We start from the raw sequence: 13,845 nt of genomic DNA, 5'->3' as shown, positions 1-13,845 counted from the left end.
CGTGGTAGGCGGTCAGCCGGCGAGCAGGGCGGCCATCCGCTGCGCCTGCGCCTCCCAGCGCCACTCCCGCTCCACCCACGCCCGACCTGCCGCGCCCAGTTGGCGGGCCAGGTCCCGGTCGGCGAGCAGCCGGGCCACCCGGTCGGCGAGCTGGGCGACGTCGCGGCCGCGGACCACGTAGCCGGTCTCCCCCTCGCGCACCGCGTCGGGCGCGCCCCCGGAGTCACCGGCCACCACCGGCAGGCCGGTCGCGGACGCCTCCAGGTAGACGATGCCCAGCCCCTCCACGTCCAGACCCCGGTTGCGGGTGCGGCAGGGCATCGCGTAGACGTCGCCGGCCGCGTAGTGCGCCGGCAGCTCGGCCGTCGGCACCGAGCCCGTGAAGACCACGTCCCGTTCCACCCCCGCCTGCCGGGCCAGCTTCTCCAGGGTCGCCCGGTACGGCCCGCCGCCGACGATCAGCAGCGCCGCGTCGGGCACCCGGCGGCGGATCTCCGGCAGTGCCCGGATCAGCATGTCCTGCCCCTTGCGCGGCACCAGCCGGGACACACAGACCACCACCGGGCGGTCGGTCAGCCCCAACCGGGCCCGGACGGGCTCGCCGTCCACGGTCGGGTGGTAGGTGTCCACGTCCACCCCGGGCGCCAGCCGGCGCAGCTCGGTCAGCCCGTCCAGCACGCGGGCCAGTCGGCTGCGGGTGTACTCGCCGAGGTAGGTGGTGACGTCGACGCCCCGACCAATCCGGCGCAGCGCCGGCCGGGCGGCGGGCAGCGCCGCCCAACCGACCTCGTGGCCGTGGGTCTGCGCCACCACCCGGCGCACCCCGGCCCGCCGCCGCAGGCCGGCGGCGAGCAGCCCGAGCGGGGCCGCCGCGCCGAACCACACGGTGTCGCAGTCGTACGCGCGGGCCAGCCGCGCCGCCCGGCGGGCAATCAGCGGGGTGGGCAGCAGCACCCGGGTGCGTTCCCGGATCACCTCGAACGGCTGGTCGGCGTCGAACTTCGCCGCCCCGCGCCAGCTCGACGCGTACACCACCACCGAGCCGGCCGGCTGACGCACCGCGAGGTTGTGCACGAAGGACTGGATCCCGCCCGGGCGGGGCGGGAAGTCGTTGGTGATCAGCAGCGTGCGGTTCATCGGCCGGCCTCCCGGGCGTACGCGCGGGCGGCGGCCATCCGCTCCACTGTGGACGGGTGTGAGGCCGAGTAGAGATACTCCCAGCGCGGCGGGTCGGGGTCGCCGAGGTTGACCGAGCCGAGCCTGCGCTGCATCGACTCGAAGGCGACCGGGTCACGGGTGAGCGCGAGCGCGTGCGCGTCGGCCCTTGCCTCCACCCGTCTCGACATCAGCGCCTGCACCGGCGCGGCGACCAGCCCGGCCACCGTGACCAGGGCGACCAGCAGCGGAAACGCGCGTGGGTGGGCGACCGACTCGACGCCGGCCATCCGCAGCAGCGGCCCCCACGAGCCGAGCAGGTAGAGCGCCACCACCGCGGCCGCGGCGCCGAGCGCCCCGGTCAGCGTGCCGGCCGCCACGTCCCGGTCCTTCGCGTGCCCCAGCTCGTGCGCCACCACGGCGGTCACCTCGGCCGGGGTGGCCTCGCGCAGCAGCGTGTCGTAGACCACCACGCGCCGGGTCGGCCCGAGACCGGAGACGTACGCGTTGACCGCCCTGGTGCGCCGGGAGGCGTCGGCGACCAGCACGTCGCGCACCGGCACCCCGTCGCGAGCGGCCATGCTCATCAGCTCGGTGCGCAGCGGGCCCTGCTCCATCGGCGTGAACCGGTTGAACACCGGCTCCACGAGCACCGGCAGCACGAACGACAGCAGCACCACCAGCAGGGCCGCGCCGGCCGCGCCGAACGCCCACCACCAGCGCGGCGCGAGCCGGATGACCGCGTAGAACCCGAACAGCGCCACCGCGCCGATCACCGCGCTGACCGCATACGACTTGAGCAGGTCGGCAACCCAGCCGCTCCAGCCGTTGGTGCTGAGCCCGTAGCGGGTGAGCACGCTCTGCCGCCAGGCGGCGAACGGGAGGGTGAGCAGGTCGGCGACGAGGACCACGGCCAGCCCGCCGAGCACCGCCTGCGCGGCCCAGTGCCCTCCGAACGGCCGGCCCACCAGCTCGATCAGGCGGCTGCCCAGCGGGGTCAGCCCCAGCGCGAGGGCGACCAGCAGCCCGACGGTCAGCGCGGCGTAACCGCCGGGGCGCAGCGCGGCGCGGAACTCCCGCCCCCGGGCCACCTGCTCGGCGGGCAGGTCGCGCAGGGCGGCGAGCTGGTCGGCCCGGGGCGCCGGCGGCCGGTGCCACGGGATCAGCAGCGCGGCGGTCACCAGCAGCGCGACGGTCAACCCGGCCAGGGTCAGCAGCGCCCAGCCGCGCGGGGTCACCGGGACACCCCCGTGTTCGCCACGCGGCGGGCCTTCCCGCCGCCGCCGGCGGGCCCGCCGTCGTCGCGTCGTACCCCGCTCATCCCGCCGCTCCTCCCGCCGTGACCGCTCATCCTATGGCCCGCGAAAAGCCCGCTCCGGGCGCGGTGTCGCGCTCAGGCGACCCGGCGGGAGGCGCGGCGACGGGCGGCGCCGGGACGCGCGGGCGCGGCCAGCACCTGCACGTCGAAACCGGCCCGGGCGAACACCTCGATCGCCTGGACCTCGGCGGCATCCAGGCCGGCCGCCGGGGACGCGTCGTCGAACAGGGCGGCCACCAGGCAGCCGGAACAACCCTCGCCCCGCTGCTTCGGGCACCTCTCGCAGTCGATGCGCATCACGCCTCCTGATCGGCTCGCGACGCCCCGTCGGCGAGCTGTCGTCGCCGGCCGAGCACCGTCGGTCACATCGACGCTAGACACCGGGTACGACAGAAACCCGGACAACCGCCCCGACCGGCCGTTTTGGGTGCGAGATCGACTCCAGATCAGTGATATCGGGCTATCCCGCCCGGCCGGACACCCCGATGTCGCCGACCTCGTGTCGTTGACGCAAGGGCGCCGACGCACCGGCGGAAGGGGGCGTCAGGAGCGGGCCAGCCGCCGCAGCAGCGAGTCGGCGCCCAGCGGGTAGGCGCCGTGCCGGCGGACCCCGTCGGCGACCTCGCGGTCGGAGGACACCACCACCACCGGGCGGCCCGCCGGCTCGGCCCGGACCAGCCGCCGGATCAGCTCGTCCGCGGTCTCGCCCTTGCGGGAGAAGAGCACCCGTACGCCGCGCGGCGCCGGCGGCAGCCCGTGCATCCGCTCGGCGCCGTCGAAGACGACGGTGACCTCGTCGCCGGTCTGCGCGGCGATCCCGCCCAGGCCGGTGATCAGGCGCTTGCGCTGCTGTTCCAGCGACATCTCGCCGAAGCCGCGCTTGGTGACGTTGTAGCCGTCCACCACGAGGTGCGCCCGAGGCAGCGCGAGCAGTTGGTCCAACCGGGCCGGGTCGTCGGTGTCCCGGGCGCGCGCGGCCGGGCCGGCCGGGGCGGTGCCCGGCTGCTCGGCGAACGCGTCGGCGACGAAGTCGGCGGGGAGCTTGTCCACCGGGTCCAGCGCCAGCTCCCGGCGCAGCCCGACGGCGGCCTGGCCGATGGTCTCCAGCAGCAGCCAGAGCCGGGCGTCGTCGACCGAACGGGCCTCCTTGGCACTGGCCCGGGCCACCCCGGCGGCCGCCTCGGCCTCGGCCAGCCGGGCGCGGGCGCGGCGCAGCTCGGCGTCCACGTCGGCGCTGGCCCGCGCGGCCCGACCGCGCTCGGTGGCCAGCAGTTCGGTGGCCCTGCGCTCGCGGGCCTGGGTTTCCCGCAGGGTGCGGGCCAGTTGGCGGGACTCCTCACGGAGCTGACCCAGCTCCTCGCGGACCCGGGCCAGCTCGTCGCGGAGCTTCTCCGCCTCCACCCGGGCCACCGCGCGGTCGTGCTCGGCCCGGGTGGCCCGCTGCTCGGCCTCACGGACCAGCTCGGCGACGACCGCGCTGTCCGCCTCGGCGCGGACCGCCGCGCCGCTGGCGTCGATCAGCTCCCGCCAGCCACGCGGCCGGGCCAGGTAGGCCAGTGCGGCCACCTCGACCGGGTCGGCGGCGGCCGGCGCGGTGCCCTCGACCACGGCCGCGCCGAGGTCACCGGCGTCGGCCAGCACCCGGGCGGTGACCCGCTGCCGGAACAGCGGGTCACCGGTGAGCTGGGCGGCGATGGCGGGCGCGCCGAGCCGGGCCCGCCGGTTCGGGGCGAACTTGGCCACCCGGCGCAACGGAACCGGGACCTCGTCGAGCGGGAGGGTCGGCAGCACCGCGGCGGTCAGCGCCACGATCCGCTGTCGGACCGGCTCGGGCAGGACGGGCTCCGGCTCGACAGTCGGGTCGCCGCCCGGGCGCGCCGGGCCGGCTGACGCGTCGACGGCGGTCTGGTCGCCGCTGTCCGGGTCGCCCCCGGCACCGTCGCGCGCGACCGGATCCTCCTGCGGGAGGTGGTCGTCGTGCGGCTCGGTGAGGGGCATGTGGCAAGTCTCCCACCGCGACCGGGCCCACCGCCCGGTGAGTGAGCCGATCTCTCATCCTAGCCCCATGCCGACCGCTGGGGCCGCTGTGACGGGAGTGTCGGACCGGCGCGCTAGCGTGCCGCCGATGGCACAGGCGGAGTACGTCCAGGAGTCCCTCGCTGGTCTCGACCCGGCGGTGGGCGGGGTGGACCCGGCGCTGCCGCTCTACGCGACCACCTTCGTGGTGGTCGACCTGGAGACCACCGGGGGCGCGCCGGACGGCGGCGGCATCACCGAGATCGGCGCGGTCAAGGTGCGCGGTGGCGAGCAGTTGGGCGTGCTGGCCACCCTGGTCAACCCGGGGCAGCCGATCCCGCCGTTCATCACCGTGCTGACCGGGATCACCCAGGCCATGCTGATGCCGGCGCCGCCGATCGAGCAGGTGCTGCCGAGCTTCCTGGAGTTCATCGCCGACGCGGTCCTGGTCGCCCACAACGCGCCCTACGACGTGGGCTTCCTCAAGGCCGCCTGCGCGAAGCACGGCTACCGCTGGCCCAACCCCCGCGTTCTGGACACGGCGGCGCTGGCCCGCCGGGTGCTGACCCGCGACGAGGTGCCCAACCGCAAGCTGGGCACCCTGGCGGCCTACTTCCGCACCGCCACCCAGCCCACCCACCGGGCGCTGGACGACGCGAAGGCCACAGTCGACGTGCTGCACGGGCTGATCGCCCGACTCGGCGGGCACCGGGTCGACACGGTCGGCGACGCCATCGAGTTCGCCCGGGCGGTCACCCCGACCCAGCGCCGCAAGCGGCACCTGGCCGAGGGGTTGCCCAAGGTGCCGGGGGTCTACATCTTCCGGGCCGCCGACGACCGGCCGCTCTACGTCGGCACCTCCGGCGACATCGCCACCCGGGTGCGCAGCTACTTCACCGCCGGCGAGAAGCGGGCCCGGATCTCCGAGATGCTGGCCGCGGCCGAGCGCGTCGAGGCGGTGGAGTGCGCGCACTCGCTGGAGGCGGAGGTCCGCGAGCTGCGGTTGATCGCCGCGCACGCCCCGCCGTACAACCGGCGGTCGAAATACCCGGAGCGGATGGTCTGGCTCAAGCTGACCGACGGGCCGTACCCCCGGCTGTCGGTGGTCCGCGACCTCTCCCCCACCGACACCGCCTACCTCGGCCCGTTCACCTCCCGGCGGGCCGCGGAGCTGGCCGCGGCGGGCTTCCACGACGCCGTGCCGTTGCGCCAGTGCACGCACCGGCTCTCGCTGCGGACCATCACGCCGGCCTGCGCGCTGGCCGAGCTGGGTCGCTGCCCGGCACCCTGCGAGCACAAGATCACCCCCGAGGAGTACGACCACCGCGCCGCGGCGCCGTTCCGCACCGCCACCGCCAGCGACCCACAGCCGGTGGTGGACGCGCTGCTGGCCCGGATCGAGGTGCTCTCCCGCGACCAGCGCTACGAGGAGGCGGCGGTGGTGCGGTCCCGACTGGCGGCGGTGCTGCGCGCCACCGTGCGGATGCAGCGGCTGGCCGCCCTGACCGGGATCGTCGAGCTGGCGGCGGCCCGGCCGGCCGCCCGGGGCGGCTGGGAGCTGGCCCTGGTCCGGCACGGGCGGTTGGCGGGCGCGGGGGTGTCCCCGCCCGGCGTCCACCCGCGACCCACGCTGAACGCCATCCGGGCCACCGCCGAGACGGTGTCGGGTGGGCACGGCCCGGTGCCGGCGGCCACGGCGGAGGAGTCCGAGCGGATCCTGTCCTGGTTGGAGCGACAGGAGACCCGGCTGGTGGAGATGTCCTCCGGTTGGTCCTCCCCGGTGGGTGGGGCGGGGCGGTTCCGGGACCTGCTGGCGAAGGCCGAGAGCGCAGCGTCCCACCAACTCTCGACCGAACGCTCATGACCAAGTGACCGATCGGACTACGTCGACTCGCTTAGGCTGTTAGAGAAGTGCAGTCCTGCCCGATTCGTGGGCCTGCTCCCGGTCGCCGGGTTTCGGCGGCCGCGGGGCCGGGGTGAGGAGGTGTCCCTCGTGGACGTCGACGCCGGACACGGCGCCGCCCTGGGGGGCGCCCTGCCGACCCAGTCGGGTGAGCTGCCGCTGGCCCGCCGGCTGCGGTCGTTGCTCACCTGGCCGACCACCGACTCCGACCCGGTCACCCAGCTGGTCCGGACCCACCGTGGCATCCACGCCGGCACCGAACCCGCCGTGCTGCGCCGGGCGTACACCATCGCGGAGAACATGCACCGCGGGCAGTTCCGCAAGAGCGGGGAGCCGTACATCACCCACCCCCTCGCGGTGGCGCAGATCTGCGCCGAGCTCGGGATGGACACCACCACCCTGGTGGCGGCGCTGCTGCACGACACGGTGGAGGACACCCGATACACGCTCCAGGCGCTCTCGGAGGACTTCGGCGGCGAGGTGGCCCACCTGGTCGACGGGGTGACCAAGTTCGACAAGGCGTTCTACGGCAAGGCCGCCGAGGCGGAGACGATCCGCAAGATGATCGTCGCGGCCGCCAAGGACGTCCGGGTCCTGATCATCAAGCTGGCCGACCGGCTGCACAACATGCGCACCCTCGGTGTGCGCTCCGCGGCCTCGCGGGAACGGATCGCCCGCAAGACCCAGGAGGTGCTGGTCCCGCTCTGCGACCGGCTCGGCATCCAGACCCTCAAGCGCGAGCTGGACGACGTGGTGCTGCTGCACCTGGAGCCCGACGAGCACGCCCGGCTGGCCCGGCACGTGCACGACCGGCCGGGCTGGGACGCGTACCTCGACTCGGTGGTCACCCGGGCCCGGGTGGCGCTGCGCCGCAGCCGGGTGGACGCCGAGGTGAGCCCCCGTCCCCGGCACCTCTACTCGATCTGGAAGGACACCATCGCCGGCGGCCACACCGCGCCGTACGACCTGCCGCGCATCGCGGTGGTCGTCGACGGCCCGGCCACCGACTGCTACGCCGCACTGGGCGCGATCCACGGCACCTGGCGCCCGGTCCCCGGCCGGTTCAAGGACTTCATCGCCTCGCCGAAGAACAACCTCTACCGCTCGCTGCACACCAGCGTCTGCGGCCCGCAGGACCGCACCGTCGAGGTGCTGATCCGCACCGAGGAGATGCACCGCTCGGCCGAGTACGGCATCGCCGCCGACTTCCGCTTCCCGCGTTCGGGGGGCGGCGGCGCGGCAGCGCGTGCCGAGCAGCTGGACTGGCTGCGCCGGGTCCTCGACTGGGAGCCGGACGCCGCCGACCCGGCACAGTTCCTCGAGTCGCTGCGCTGCGACCTCGCCGAGGGGCAGATCCAGGTGTTCTCCGACGGGCGGCAGGTCGTGCTGCCGGCCGGTGCCACGCCTGTCGACCTCGCCTACGAGCTGGGCAGCGAGCGGGGCGACCACTGCCTCGCCGCCCGGATCAACGGCCGGCTGGCGCCGCTGAGCTCGGAGCTGGACGAGGGCGACGTGGTGGAGATCTTCACCGAGAACGACGGGGACAACGGCTTCGAGGCCGGTGAAGCGCCGCGCGGCCCCCGCCGGGAGTGGCTCGACTTCGTCAAGTCGCCGCACGCGCAGATGCAGATCAACCGGTGGTTCGCCGAGCACACCGAGCCGGGCATCACGATCAGCGACAAGGTCCGCCTCGGCCGGGCCACCATCGGGCTCGCCCTGCGCCAGCACAACCGCGGCCTCGCCAGTGACCTGCCCCTGCTGCGGCTCTCCGAGGAGCTGGGCTATCCCGACCTGGAGACCCTGCTGGTCGCCGTCTTCGACCGCGTGATCGAACCGGACACGGTGGTACGTCAGCTGATCGACCTGGTCGACCATCGACAGTGACCGTCCGGGCCCCAGCACGTCCGAAGGACTTTCGTGACCACTAGCCTGGGGTCATGATCCCCCGCTCCCGCGCCACCGGTCGGGCCATTTTCTACCAGGCCTTCTACCGGCTGCCGTTGCCGGTGCGCCGTCGCCTGGTCCGGTTGGCCGTGCCCAAGTACATCGTCGGCGCGGTCACCCTGGTCCGCGACGCCGAGGCGACGGGTGCGGGCAGGTTGCTGCTGCTGCGCCAGCCGCCCGGCAAGGGTTGGTCGCTCCCGGCCGGCCTGCTGGATCGGGGCGAGGCCCCGGTGGTGGGCGCGGCTCGCGAGCTGTTCGAGGAGTCCGGCATCCGGCTCCCCCCGTCCCGGCTGCGGCCCGCGGTGCCGAACGCGGTCGTGCACGCCAAGGGTTGGGTGGACATGGTCTTCGAGGCGGAGGTGCCGGCCGCCGAGACCGAGCTGGCGGTCGACGGCGCGGAGGTCTTCGAGGCCGCCTGGCACCCCCTGGACGACCTGCCGAAGCTGACCTGGCCGACCGCACGGCTGCTCGCCTACTACGACATCGGGCCGCTGGCCGGGCAGTTTCCGCCACCGGTGCCCGACACCACGCCGTGACCGGGGCGGCGGGTGTGCCGGCGACCGGCGGGCGGGCGGGCGACCGACGCACGGAGGTCTGCGCGGTGGTGCTCGCCGCTGGCGAGGGCACCCGACTGCGTCCGCTCACCGAACGGGTGCCCAAGGCGCTCTGCCCGGTGGGCAACGTGCCGCTGCTCGACCGGGCGCTGGCCCGGCTGGCCGGGCTCGGCCTGACCGGCCCCGGACGGGTCGCGGTGAACGCCTGCTACCTCGCCGACCAGGTGGTCACGCACGTCGGTGACCGCGCCCACCTGTCGGTGGAGCCGGACGACCCGCTGGGCACCGCGGGCGGCGTGGCCAACCTGCGGGACTGGATCGACGGCCGGCCGGTGCTGGTCGGCAACGCCGACGCGTACCTCGCCGACGCGGCGACCCCGCCGGGCCGGGACGTGGCCGCGCTGCTGGACGGCTGGGACGGGCACACCGTACGCCTGCTCGGTCAGCCCGCCGCGGACCCGGCGGCGCCGGGCACCTTCGCCGGGCACTGCTTCACCGGCTTCTCGCTGCTGCCCTGGCGGCTGGTCCGCGACCTGCCGGTGGTCTTCTCCGATCTGGTACGCGCGGTCTGGCGGCCGGCCGAGGCGGCCGGAGCCCTGGAGGTGATCGCCTACCCGGGCACCTTCTACGACACCGGCACCCCCGCCGACTACCTGGCGGCCAACCTGCATGCCGCAGCCGGCGGCGCCCTGATCGACCCGTCCGCCACGGTGACCGGTCGCTGCGTGGAGTCGGTGGTCGGCGCGGGTGCCCGGGTGTACGGCGACGTGCGGCGCACAGTGGTCTGGCCGGGCGCGACGGTCCGCGACGGCGAGCGGCTGCGCGACACGATCCGCACCGGGGACGATTGCACCGTGCCGGCCACCGCGCACGGTTGAGCCCCGACGCCTCCCGCCTCCGGGCCCGGGCGGAAACATCTAGCATGGGCGACGACGCCGACGAACGGAGAAATGTCCCGTGATCACCGCGATCGTGCTGATCGACTGCGCCACCGATGCGATCCCCGAGGTGGCGGAGAACCTGGCCAACCTCCCCGGCGTCAGCGAGGTCTACTCGGTGGCCGGGCACGTCGACCTCATCGCCATCGTCCGGGTCCGTGAGTTCGACCAGATCGCCCAGGTCATCGCGGGCAGCATCTCCAAGGTGCCCGGTGTGCTGAACACCGAGTCGCACATCGCGTTCCGGGCGTACTCCCAGCACGACCTGGAGGAGGCGTTCGCGATCGGCCTGGCCAGCGCCGACTGACCCACGGGCGCCGAACGCACGGCGGCCGGCCCACCGCGCGGGTGGGCCGGCCGTCTGCTGCCTACGTCAGCTCTCGCTGGGAGCCGGCGTCTCGGTGGTGCCGCCGCCCGGAGCCGGCGACTCGGTGCCGGTGCCCGGAGCCGGCGACTCGGTGCCGGTGCCACCCGGAGCCGGCGACTCGGTGCCAGTGCCACCCGGGCTGGGCGTACCGCTGGCGCTGGTCTGCGGGACCGGAATGCCGAGCTGGTTGGCGAGCTGAACCAGCTCGTCGTAGTGCGTCTGCAAGATCGGCAGGGCGGTCTGGGCCAGCTGGACCACCGACTGCTCGGAGCCCTGCGAGATCTCCGTCTGGGTGGCCTGGATGGCCTGGACGTGACCGGCCAGCTCGCTGGTCACCCACAGCCGGTCGAACTCCTTGCCGCTGGCGTTGTTCAGCTGGTCGATGACGGCCTGCTGATCGGCGCTGGGCTCGTTCGGCAGCTCCACCCCGAGCTGGGACGCGGTCTGCTGCACCGTCTGGTCCAGCTGGGTGTGATCGGTCTTCAACATCGCACCCAGGTCCTTGACCCCCTGGTCCTGGCCCTTCTGCTGGGCCAGGTCACCGGCGGTGATTTCGAACAGGTTGACCTGGTGCACCGCCTGCAGATACTGGGTGTCCTGCGTTGACGGCTGTGCCGCGGCCTGCGCGGCCGCGGCCGGCGCGACACCGACCAGTACCAGCGCGGCCAACAGGCCGAGGCGTTTGATACCCAACATGCTTCCCCCCCTTGAGACGTTGGACCGCACGGATACCCGGCTCACCGGGGTTATTCCTGCGATCGCCCGTCGCGCGGGGTCTACCGGTCGCGCCGTGGCCGTCCCACTCCTGGTCGGATGGGCGGTGGACACGGATACGACAGTGACGCCCGCCGGAATTCCGGCGGGCGCCACGTGACGGTGCGGTCGGGGGATCAGTGGCGGCTCTCGCCGCTGCTGATCTCCTCGCGCTCGGGCCGGGCCTCGACCGGCGGGTGGCCCGGCGAGACCGGCGCCTCGGCCGGCTTCTCGATCGGGTAGAAGAAGCCCCGGATGGCCGGGCCGAGAGCCCCGAGCCGGTTCATCTTCTTGGGCACCACCCAGCCGACGTACTCCAGTTCGCCGTGACCGTCCGCGTGCCCGTTCGCCGCGCTGAGCGGCTGGTGCACCTCGATGAACCGCCCGTCCGGCAGGCGCCGGATGATGCCGGTCTCCACGCCGTGCGCGAGCACCTCCCGGTCGTGCTGCTGCAGACCCAGGCAGAGCCGGTAGGTGATGTAGTACGCCAGCGGCGGAACCACCAGCAGGCCGATCCGGCCGGCCCAGGTCATCGCGTTCAGGCTGATCTGGAACTTGTCGGCGATCACGTCGTTGGCACCGGAGAGCGTCAGCACGATGTAGAAGGCCACCGCCATGGCGCCCACCGCGGTCCGGGCCGGAACGTCCCGGGGCCGCTGGAGCAGGTTGTGGCTCTTGCGGTCCTTGAGGTGCCGAGCCTCCAGGAACGGGTACATCGTCGACAGGCCCACCAGGATGCCGGGCAGCACGACCGTCGGCCAGAACAGCGGCGGGATCACGTACCCGTCGCCGATCGGAATGGGGATCTCCCAGGCCGGCATGAGTCGGGTCGAGCCGTCGAGGAACATGACGTACCAGTCCGGCTGGCTGGCGGCCGAGACCACCCATGCCTCGTACGGGCCGAACAGCCAGATCGGGTTGATCTGGAACAGACCGCCCATCAGCGCGATGACGCCGAAGACGACCATGAAGAAGCCGCCCTGCTTGAGCGCGTACCGCGGGAAGAACCGCTCGCCGACCACGTTCGCGTTGGTCCGCCCGGGGCCGGGCCACTGGGTGTGCTTCTGCTTGAAGACCAGGCCCAGGTGGACGCTGATCAGGGCGACGAGCAGAGCCGGGATGAGCAGCACGTGGGCGATGAAGAACCGGCTGATGATGATCGTGCCGGGGAACTCGCCACCGAAGATCGACGACGTGAGCCAGGAGCCGATCACCGGGATGGACAGCATGATCGCCGAGGCGATCCGCAGGCCCGTGCCGGACAGGCCGTCGTCCGGCAGCGAGTAACCGGTGAAGCCGGCCAGGAAGCCGACCCAGAACAGCAGCGAGCCGATGATCCAGTTGGTCTCCCGCGGCTTGCGGAAGGCACCGGTGAAGAAGACCCGCAGCATGTGCACGACGATCGAGGCCATGAACAGCAGCGCCGCCCAGTGGTGCATCTGCCGCATCACCAGACCGCCCCGGACGTCGAACGACAGGTCCAGGCTGGAGGCGTACGCGGCGGACATCGGCGTGCCCTGCAACGGGGCGTAGCTGCCGTCGTAGACCACCTCGGTCATCGCCGGCTCGAAGAAGAAGGTCAGGAACACACCGGTCAACAGCAGCACGATGAACGAGAACAGCGCGATCTCGCCCAACAGGAAGGACCAGTGGTCCGGGAAGACCTTGTTCAGCAGCCGGCGCAGCGGGGTGGCCACCTGGAAGCGGTCGTCCACTCCCGCCGCGGCCTTGCCCGGCGTCGCCGCCAGGTCGAACTTACGACGCTTCATGGCCGCTCCCAGAAGTCGGGCCCGATGGTCTCGGTGTAGTCGGACTTCGCCACGAAGAAGCCCTCGGAGTCCACCTCGATCGGCAGCTGCGGCAGCCGCCGGCTGGCGGGGCCGAAGACGGGCCGGGCGTTGTCGGTGATCAGGAACTGGGACTGGTGGCACGGGCAGAGCAGCCGGTTGGTCTGCTGCTCGAACAGGCTTGCCGGGCAACCGGCGTGCGTGCAGATCTTGGAGAACGCCGCGTAGTTGCCCCACATGTAGTCGCCGTGGCCGATCTTCTCGTTGGCCCGCCGCGAGTCCTGCGCGTCGGAGTCGCGCAGGTGGATCAGCAGCGTCGGCGAGTCGGCGTGCCTGTTGCTCACGCCGTGCTCGATGCCGGGGAAGACGGTCAGCTGACCGCCGCTGCTGATGTCCGCCGGACGCACCGGTCGGCCGTCCTCGCGCACCAGGCGGATCCGTCCGCCGCCCTCGGCCGTGGCGAACCCGGTGGTGAACATCTGGTTGTTCTTGTGCGGCTGCGAGATCAGACCGCCGACCAGCGGCGCGGCGACGACCGCGGCGACCGGCGCGAGACCGGCCAGCAGCGAGATGCCGAGCAGCGGCCGACGCTTCAAACCCAGCTCGTCGGCCACGTACAGCATGGTCTGCCCGGTGATGGTGCGGCCTTCCTCGTCGACCGCGCCCTCGTGCCGGTCCTGGATCGACACCTCCTTCGGCATCAGCTTCTTGCCCCAGGTCAGGATGCCGAAACCGACGGCGAGCAGGGCCAGGCCGAGGGTGACTCCGAGCAGCGGGGTGTAGAACTTGTCACCGCCGCGGCCGGGCTCGTACTGCCACGGCCACCAGATGTAGATGGCCAGGAAGGCGGTCGCCGCCAGGCCGGTGATCAGGAAGAACCCGGCCACGATCCGGGTCATGCGGCGCTCGGCCTTGGTGCCGGGCTGCACCTGCGGCTCGTAGTGGACGATCTCGATGTCGTCCCGGCGCGCGCCTTCACGAACGATGTCGAACCGGGTCAGCCCGGGGCTGTTCACGTCGAGCGGCTCCCGGCCCTGCTGGGCCTGGTGCTCGGTGTGGGTGCTCATGCCGTCACCTCGCTACGGGTGGCGCCGAGCGGCACCACGACAC

At 73.3% G+C, this 13,845-nt stretch carries 12 protein-coding genes; 5 read left to right on the top strand and 7 right to left on the bottom strand.

Annotated elements, in window-relative coordinates; genetic code table 11:
* Nucleotides 1-12 precede the first annotated feature (12 nt).
* The 4 genes from GA0070607_RS20765 to GA0070607_RS20750 form a co-directional block, all read right to left on the bottom strand.
* Nucleotides 13-1,137, bottom strand: coding sequence for a glycosyltransferase family 4 protein (locus GA0070607_RS20765; RefSeq protein ID WP_089019687.1), 1,125 nt, complete (start codon nucleotides 1,135-1,137; stop codon nucleotides 13-15).
* Nucleotides 1,134-2,393 (bottom strand): M48 family metallopeptidase, encoded by a 1,260-nt coding sequence (locus GA0070607_RS20760; protein ID WP_089019686.1) that lies wholly within the window; start codon nucleotides 2,391-2,393, stop codon nucleotides 1,134-1,136. The genes GA0070607_RS20765 and GA0070607_RS20760 overlap by 4 nt, the downstream gene beginning before the upstream one ends.
* A 155-nt stretch (nucleotides 2,394-2,548) precedes the next feature.
* The gene (locus tag GA0070607_RS20755; RefSeq protein WP_089019685.1) at nucleotides 2,549-2,770 is read right to left on the bottom strand and encodes a hypothetical protein; all 222 of its coding nucleotides are present in this window, start codon (nucleotides 2,768-2,770) and stop codon (nucleotides 2,549-2,551) included.
* A gap of 246 nt (nucleotides 2,771-3,016) precedes the next feature.
* A complete protein-coding gene (locus GA0070607_RS20750; protein WP_089019684.1) occupies nucleotides 3,017-4,471 on the bottom strand; it encodes an NYN domain-containing protein in 1,455 nt (484 codons plus the stop codon).
* A 127-nt stretch (nucleotides 4,472-4,598) separates the two neighbouring features.
* On the opposite strand from GA0070607_RS20750, the gene GA0070607_RS20745 reads away from it, so the two are divergent.
* The 5 genes from GA0070607_RS20745 to GA0070607_RS20725 all read left to right on the top strand — a co-directional run bounded on the left by GA0070607_RS20745 (nucleotide 4,599) and on the right by GA0070607_RS20725 (nucleotide 10,135).
* Nucleotides 4,599-6,353: a DEDD exonuclease domain-containing protein gene (locus GA0070607_RS20745; protein WP_089019683.1), complete on the top strand. Its 1,755-nt coding sequence runs from the start codon at nucleotides 4,599-4,601 to the stop codon at nucleotides 6,351-6,353.
* Between the two features lie 129 nt (nucleotides 6,354-6,482).
* Nucleotides 6,483-8,276, top strand: a complete 1,794-nt coding sequence (locus GA0070607_RS20740; RefSeq protein ID WP_089021980.1) for a RelA/SpoT family protein — start codon at nucleotides 6,483-6,485, stop codon at nucleotides 8,274-8,276.
* 53 nt (nucleotides 8,277-8,329) lie between these two features.
* Entirely contained in the window at nucleotides 8,330-8,872 is a 543-nt protein-coding gene (locus GA0070607_RS20735; RefSeq protein ID WP_089019682.1) for an NUDIX hydrolase, read from the top strand.
* Nucleotides 8,869-9,768, top strand: a complete 900-nt coding sequence (locus tag GA0070607_RS20730) for a nucleotidyltransferase family protein (RefSeq protein WP_231930081.1) — start codon at nucleotides 8,869-8,871, stop codon at nucleotides 9,766-9,768. Before GA0070607_RS20735 ends, GA0070607_RS20730 begins: the two co-directional genes overlap by 4 nt.
* 79 nt (nucleotides 9,769-9,847) lie before the next feature.
* Nucleotides 9,848-10,135, top strand: a complete 288-nt coding sequence (locus tag GA0070607_RS20725; protein ID WP_074313163.1) for an Lrp/AsnC family transcriptional regulator — start codon at nucleotides 9,848-9,850, stop codon at nucleotides 10,133-10,135.
* 66 nt (nucleotides 10,136-10,201) lie between these two features.
* Here the strand turns inward: GA0070607_RS20725 and GA0070607_RS20720 are convergent, their stop codons facing one another.
* The 3 genes from GA0070607_RS20720 to qcrA form a co-directional block, all read right to left on the bottom strand.
* Nucleotides 10,202-10,891 carry a DUF4142 domain-containing protein gene (locus GA0070607_RS20720; protein ID WP_089019681.1) on the bottom strand — a complete coding sequence of 230 codons (690 nt, stop codon included), beginning with the start codon at nucleotides 10,889-10,891 and terminating at the stop codon, nucleotides 10,202-10,204.
* A 194-nt stretch (nucleotides 10,892-11,085) separates the two neighbouring features.
* Entirely contained in the window at nucleotides 11,086-12,717 is a 1,632-nt protein-coding gene (qcrB, locus tag GA0070607_RS20715) for a cytochrome bc1 complex cytochrome b subunit (protein WP_089019680.1), read from the bottom strand.
* Nucleotides 12,714-13,802, bottom strand: a complete 1,089-nt coding sequence (gene qcrA / locus GA0070607_RS20710) for a cytochrome bc1 complex Rieske iron-sulfur subunit (RefSeq protein WP_089019679.1) — start codon at nucleotides 13,800-13,802, stop codon at nucleotides 12,714-12,716. Before qcrA ends, qcrB begins: the two co-directional genes overlap by 4 nt.
* Between the last annotated feature and the right edge of the window lie 43 nt (nucleotides 13,803-13,845).

The organism is Micromonospora coriariae, from assembly GCF_900091455.1.
Lineage (GTDB): Bacteria > Actinomycetota > Actinomycetes > Mycobacteriales > Micromonosporaceae > Micromonospora > Micromonospora coriariae.
This window is presented reverse-complemented; position numbering and strand designations above follow the sequence as displayed.

Coding starts and splice junctions, on each gene's coding strand:
- qcrB (WP_089019680.1), bottom strand. CDS start 12,717: ATGAAGCGTCGTAAGTTCGACCTGGCGGCGACGCCGGGCAAGGCCGCG.
- qcrA (WP_089019679.1), bottom strand. CDS start 13,802: ATGAGCACCCACACCGAGCACCAGGCCCAGCAGGGCCGGGAGCCGCTC.
- GA0070607_RS20745 (WP_089019683.1), top strand. CDS start 4,599: ATGGCACAGGCGGAGTACGTCCAGGAGTCCCTCGCTGGTCTCGACCCG.
- GA0070607_RS20720 (WP_089019681.1), bottom strand. CDS start 10,891: ATGTTGGGTATCAAACGCCTCGGCCTGTTGGCCGCGCTGGTACTGGTC.
- GA0070607_RS20765 (WP_089019687.1), bottom strand. CDS start 1,137: ATGAACCGCACGCTGCTGATCACCAACGACTTCCCGCCCCGCCCGGGC.
- GA0070607_RS20755 (WP_089019685.1), bottom strand. CDS start 2,770: ATGCGCATCGACTGCGAGAGGTGCCCGAAGCAGCGGGGCGAGGGTTGT.
- GA0070607_RS20735 (WP_089019682.1), top strand. CDS start 8,330: ATGATCCCCCGCTCCCGCGCCACCGGTCGGGCCATTTTCTACCAGGCC.
- GA0070607_RS20750 (WP_089019684.1), bottom strand. CDS start 4,471: ATGCCCCTCACCGAGCCGCACGACGACCACCTCCCGCAGGAGGATCCG.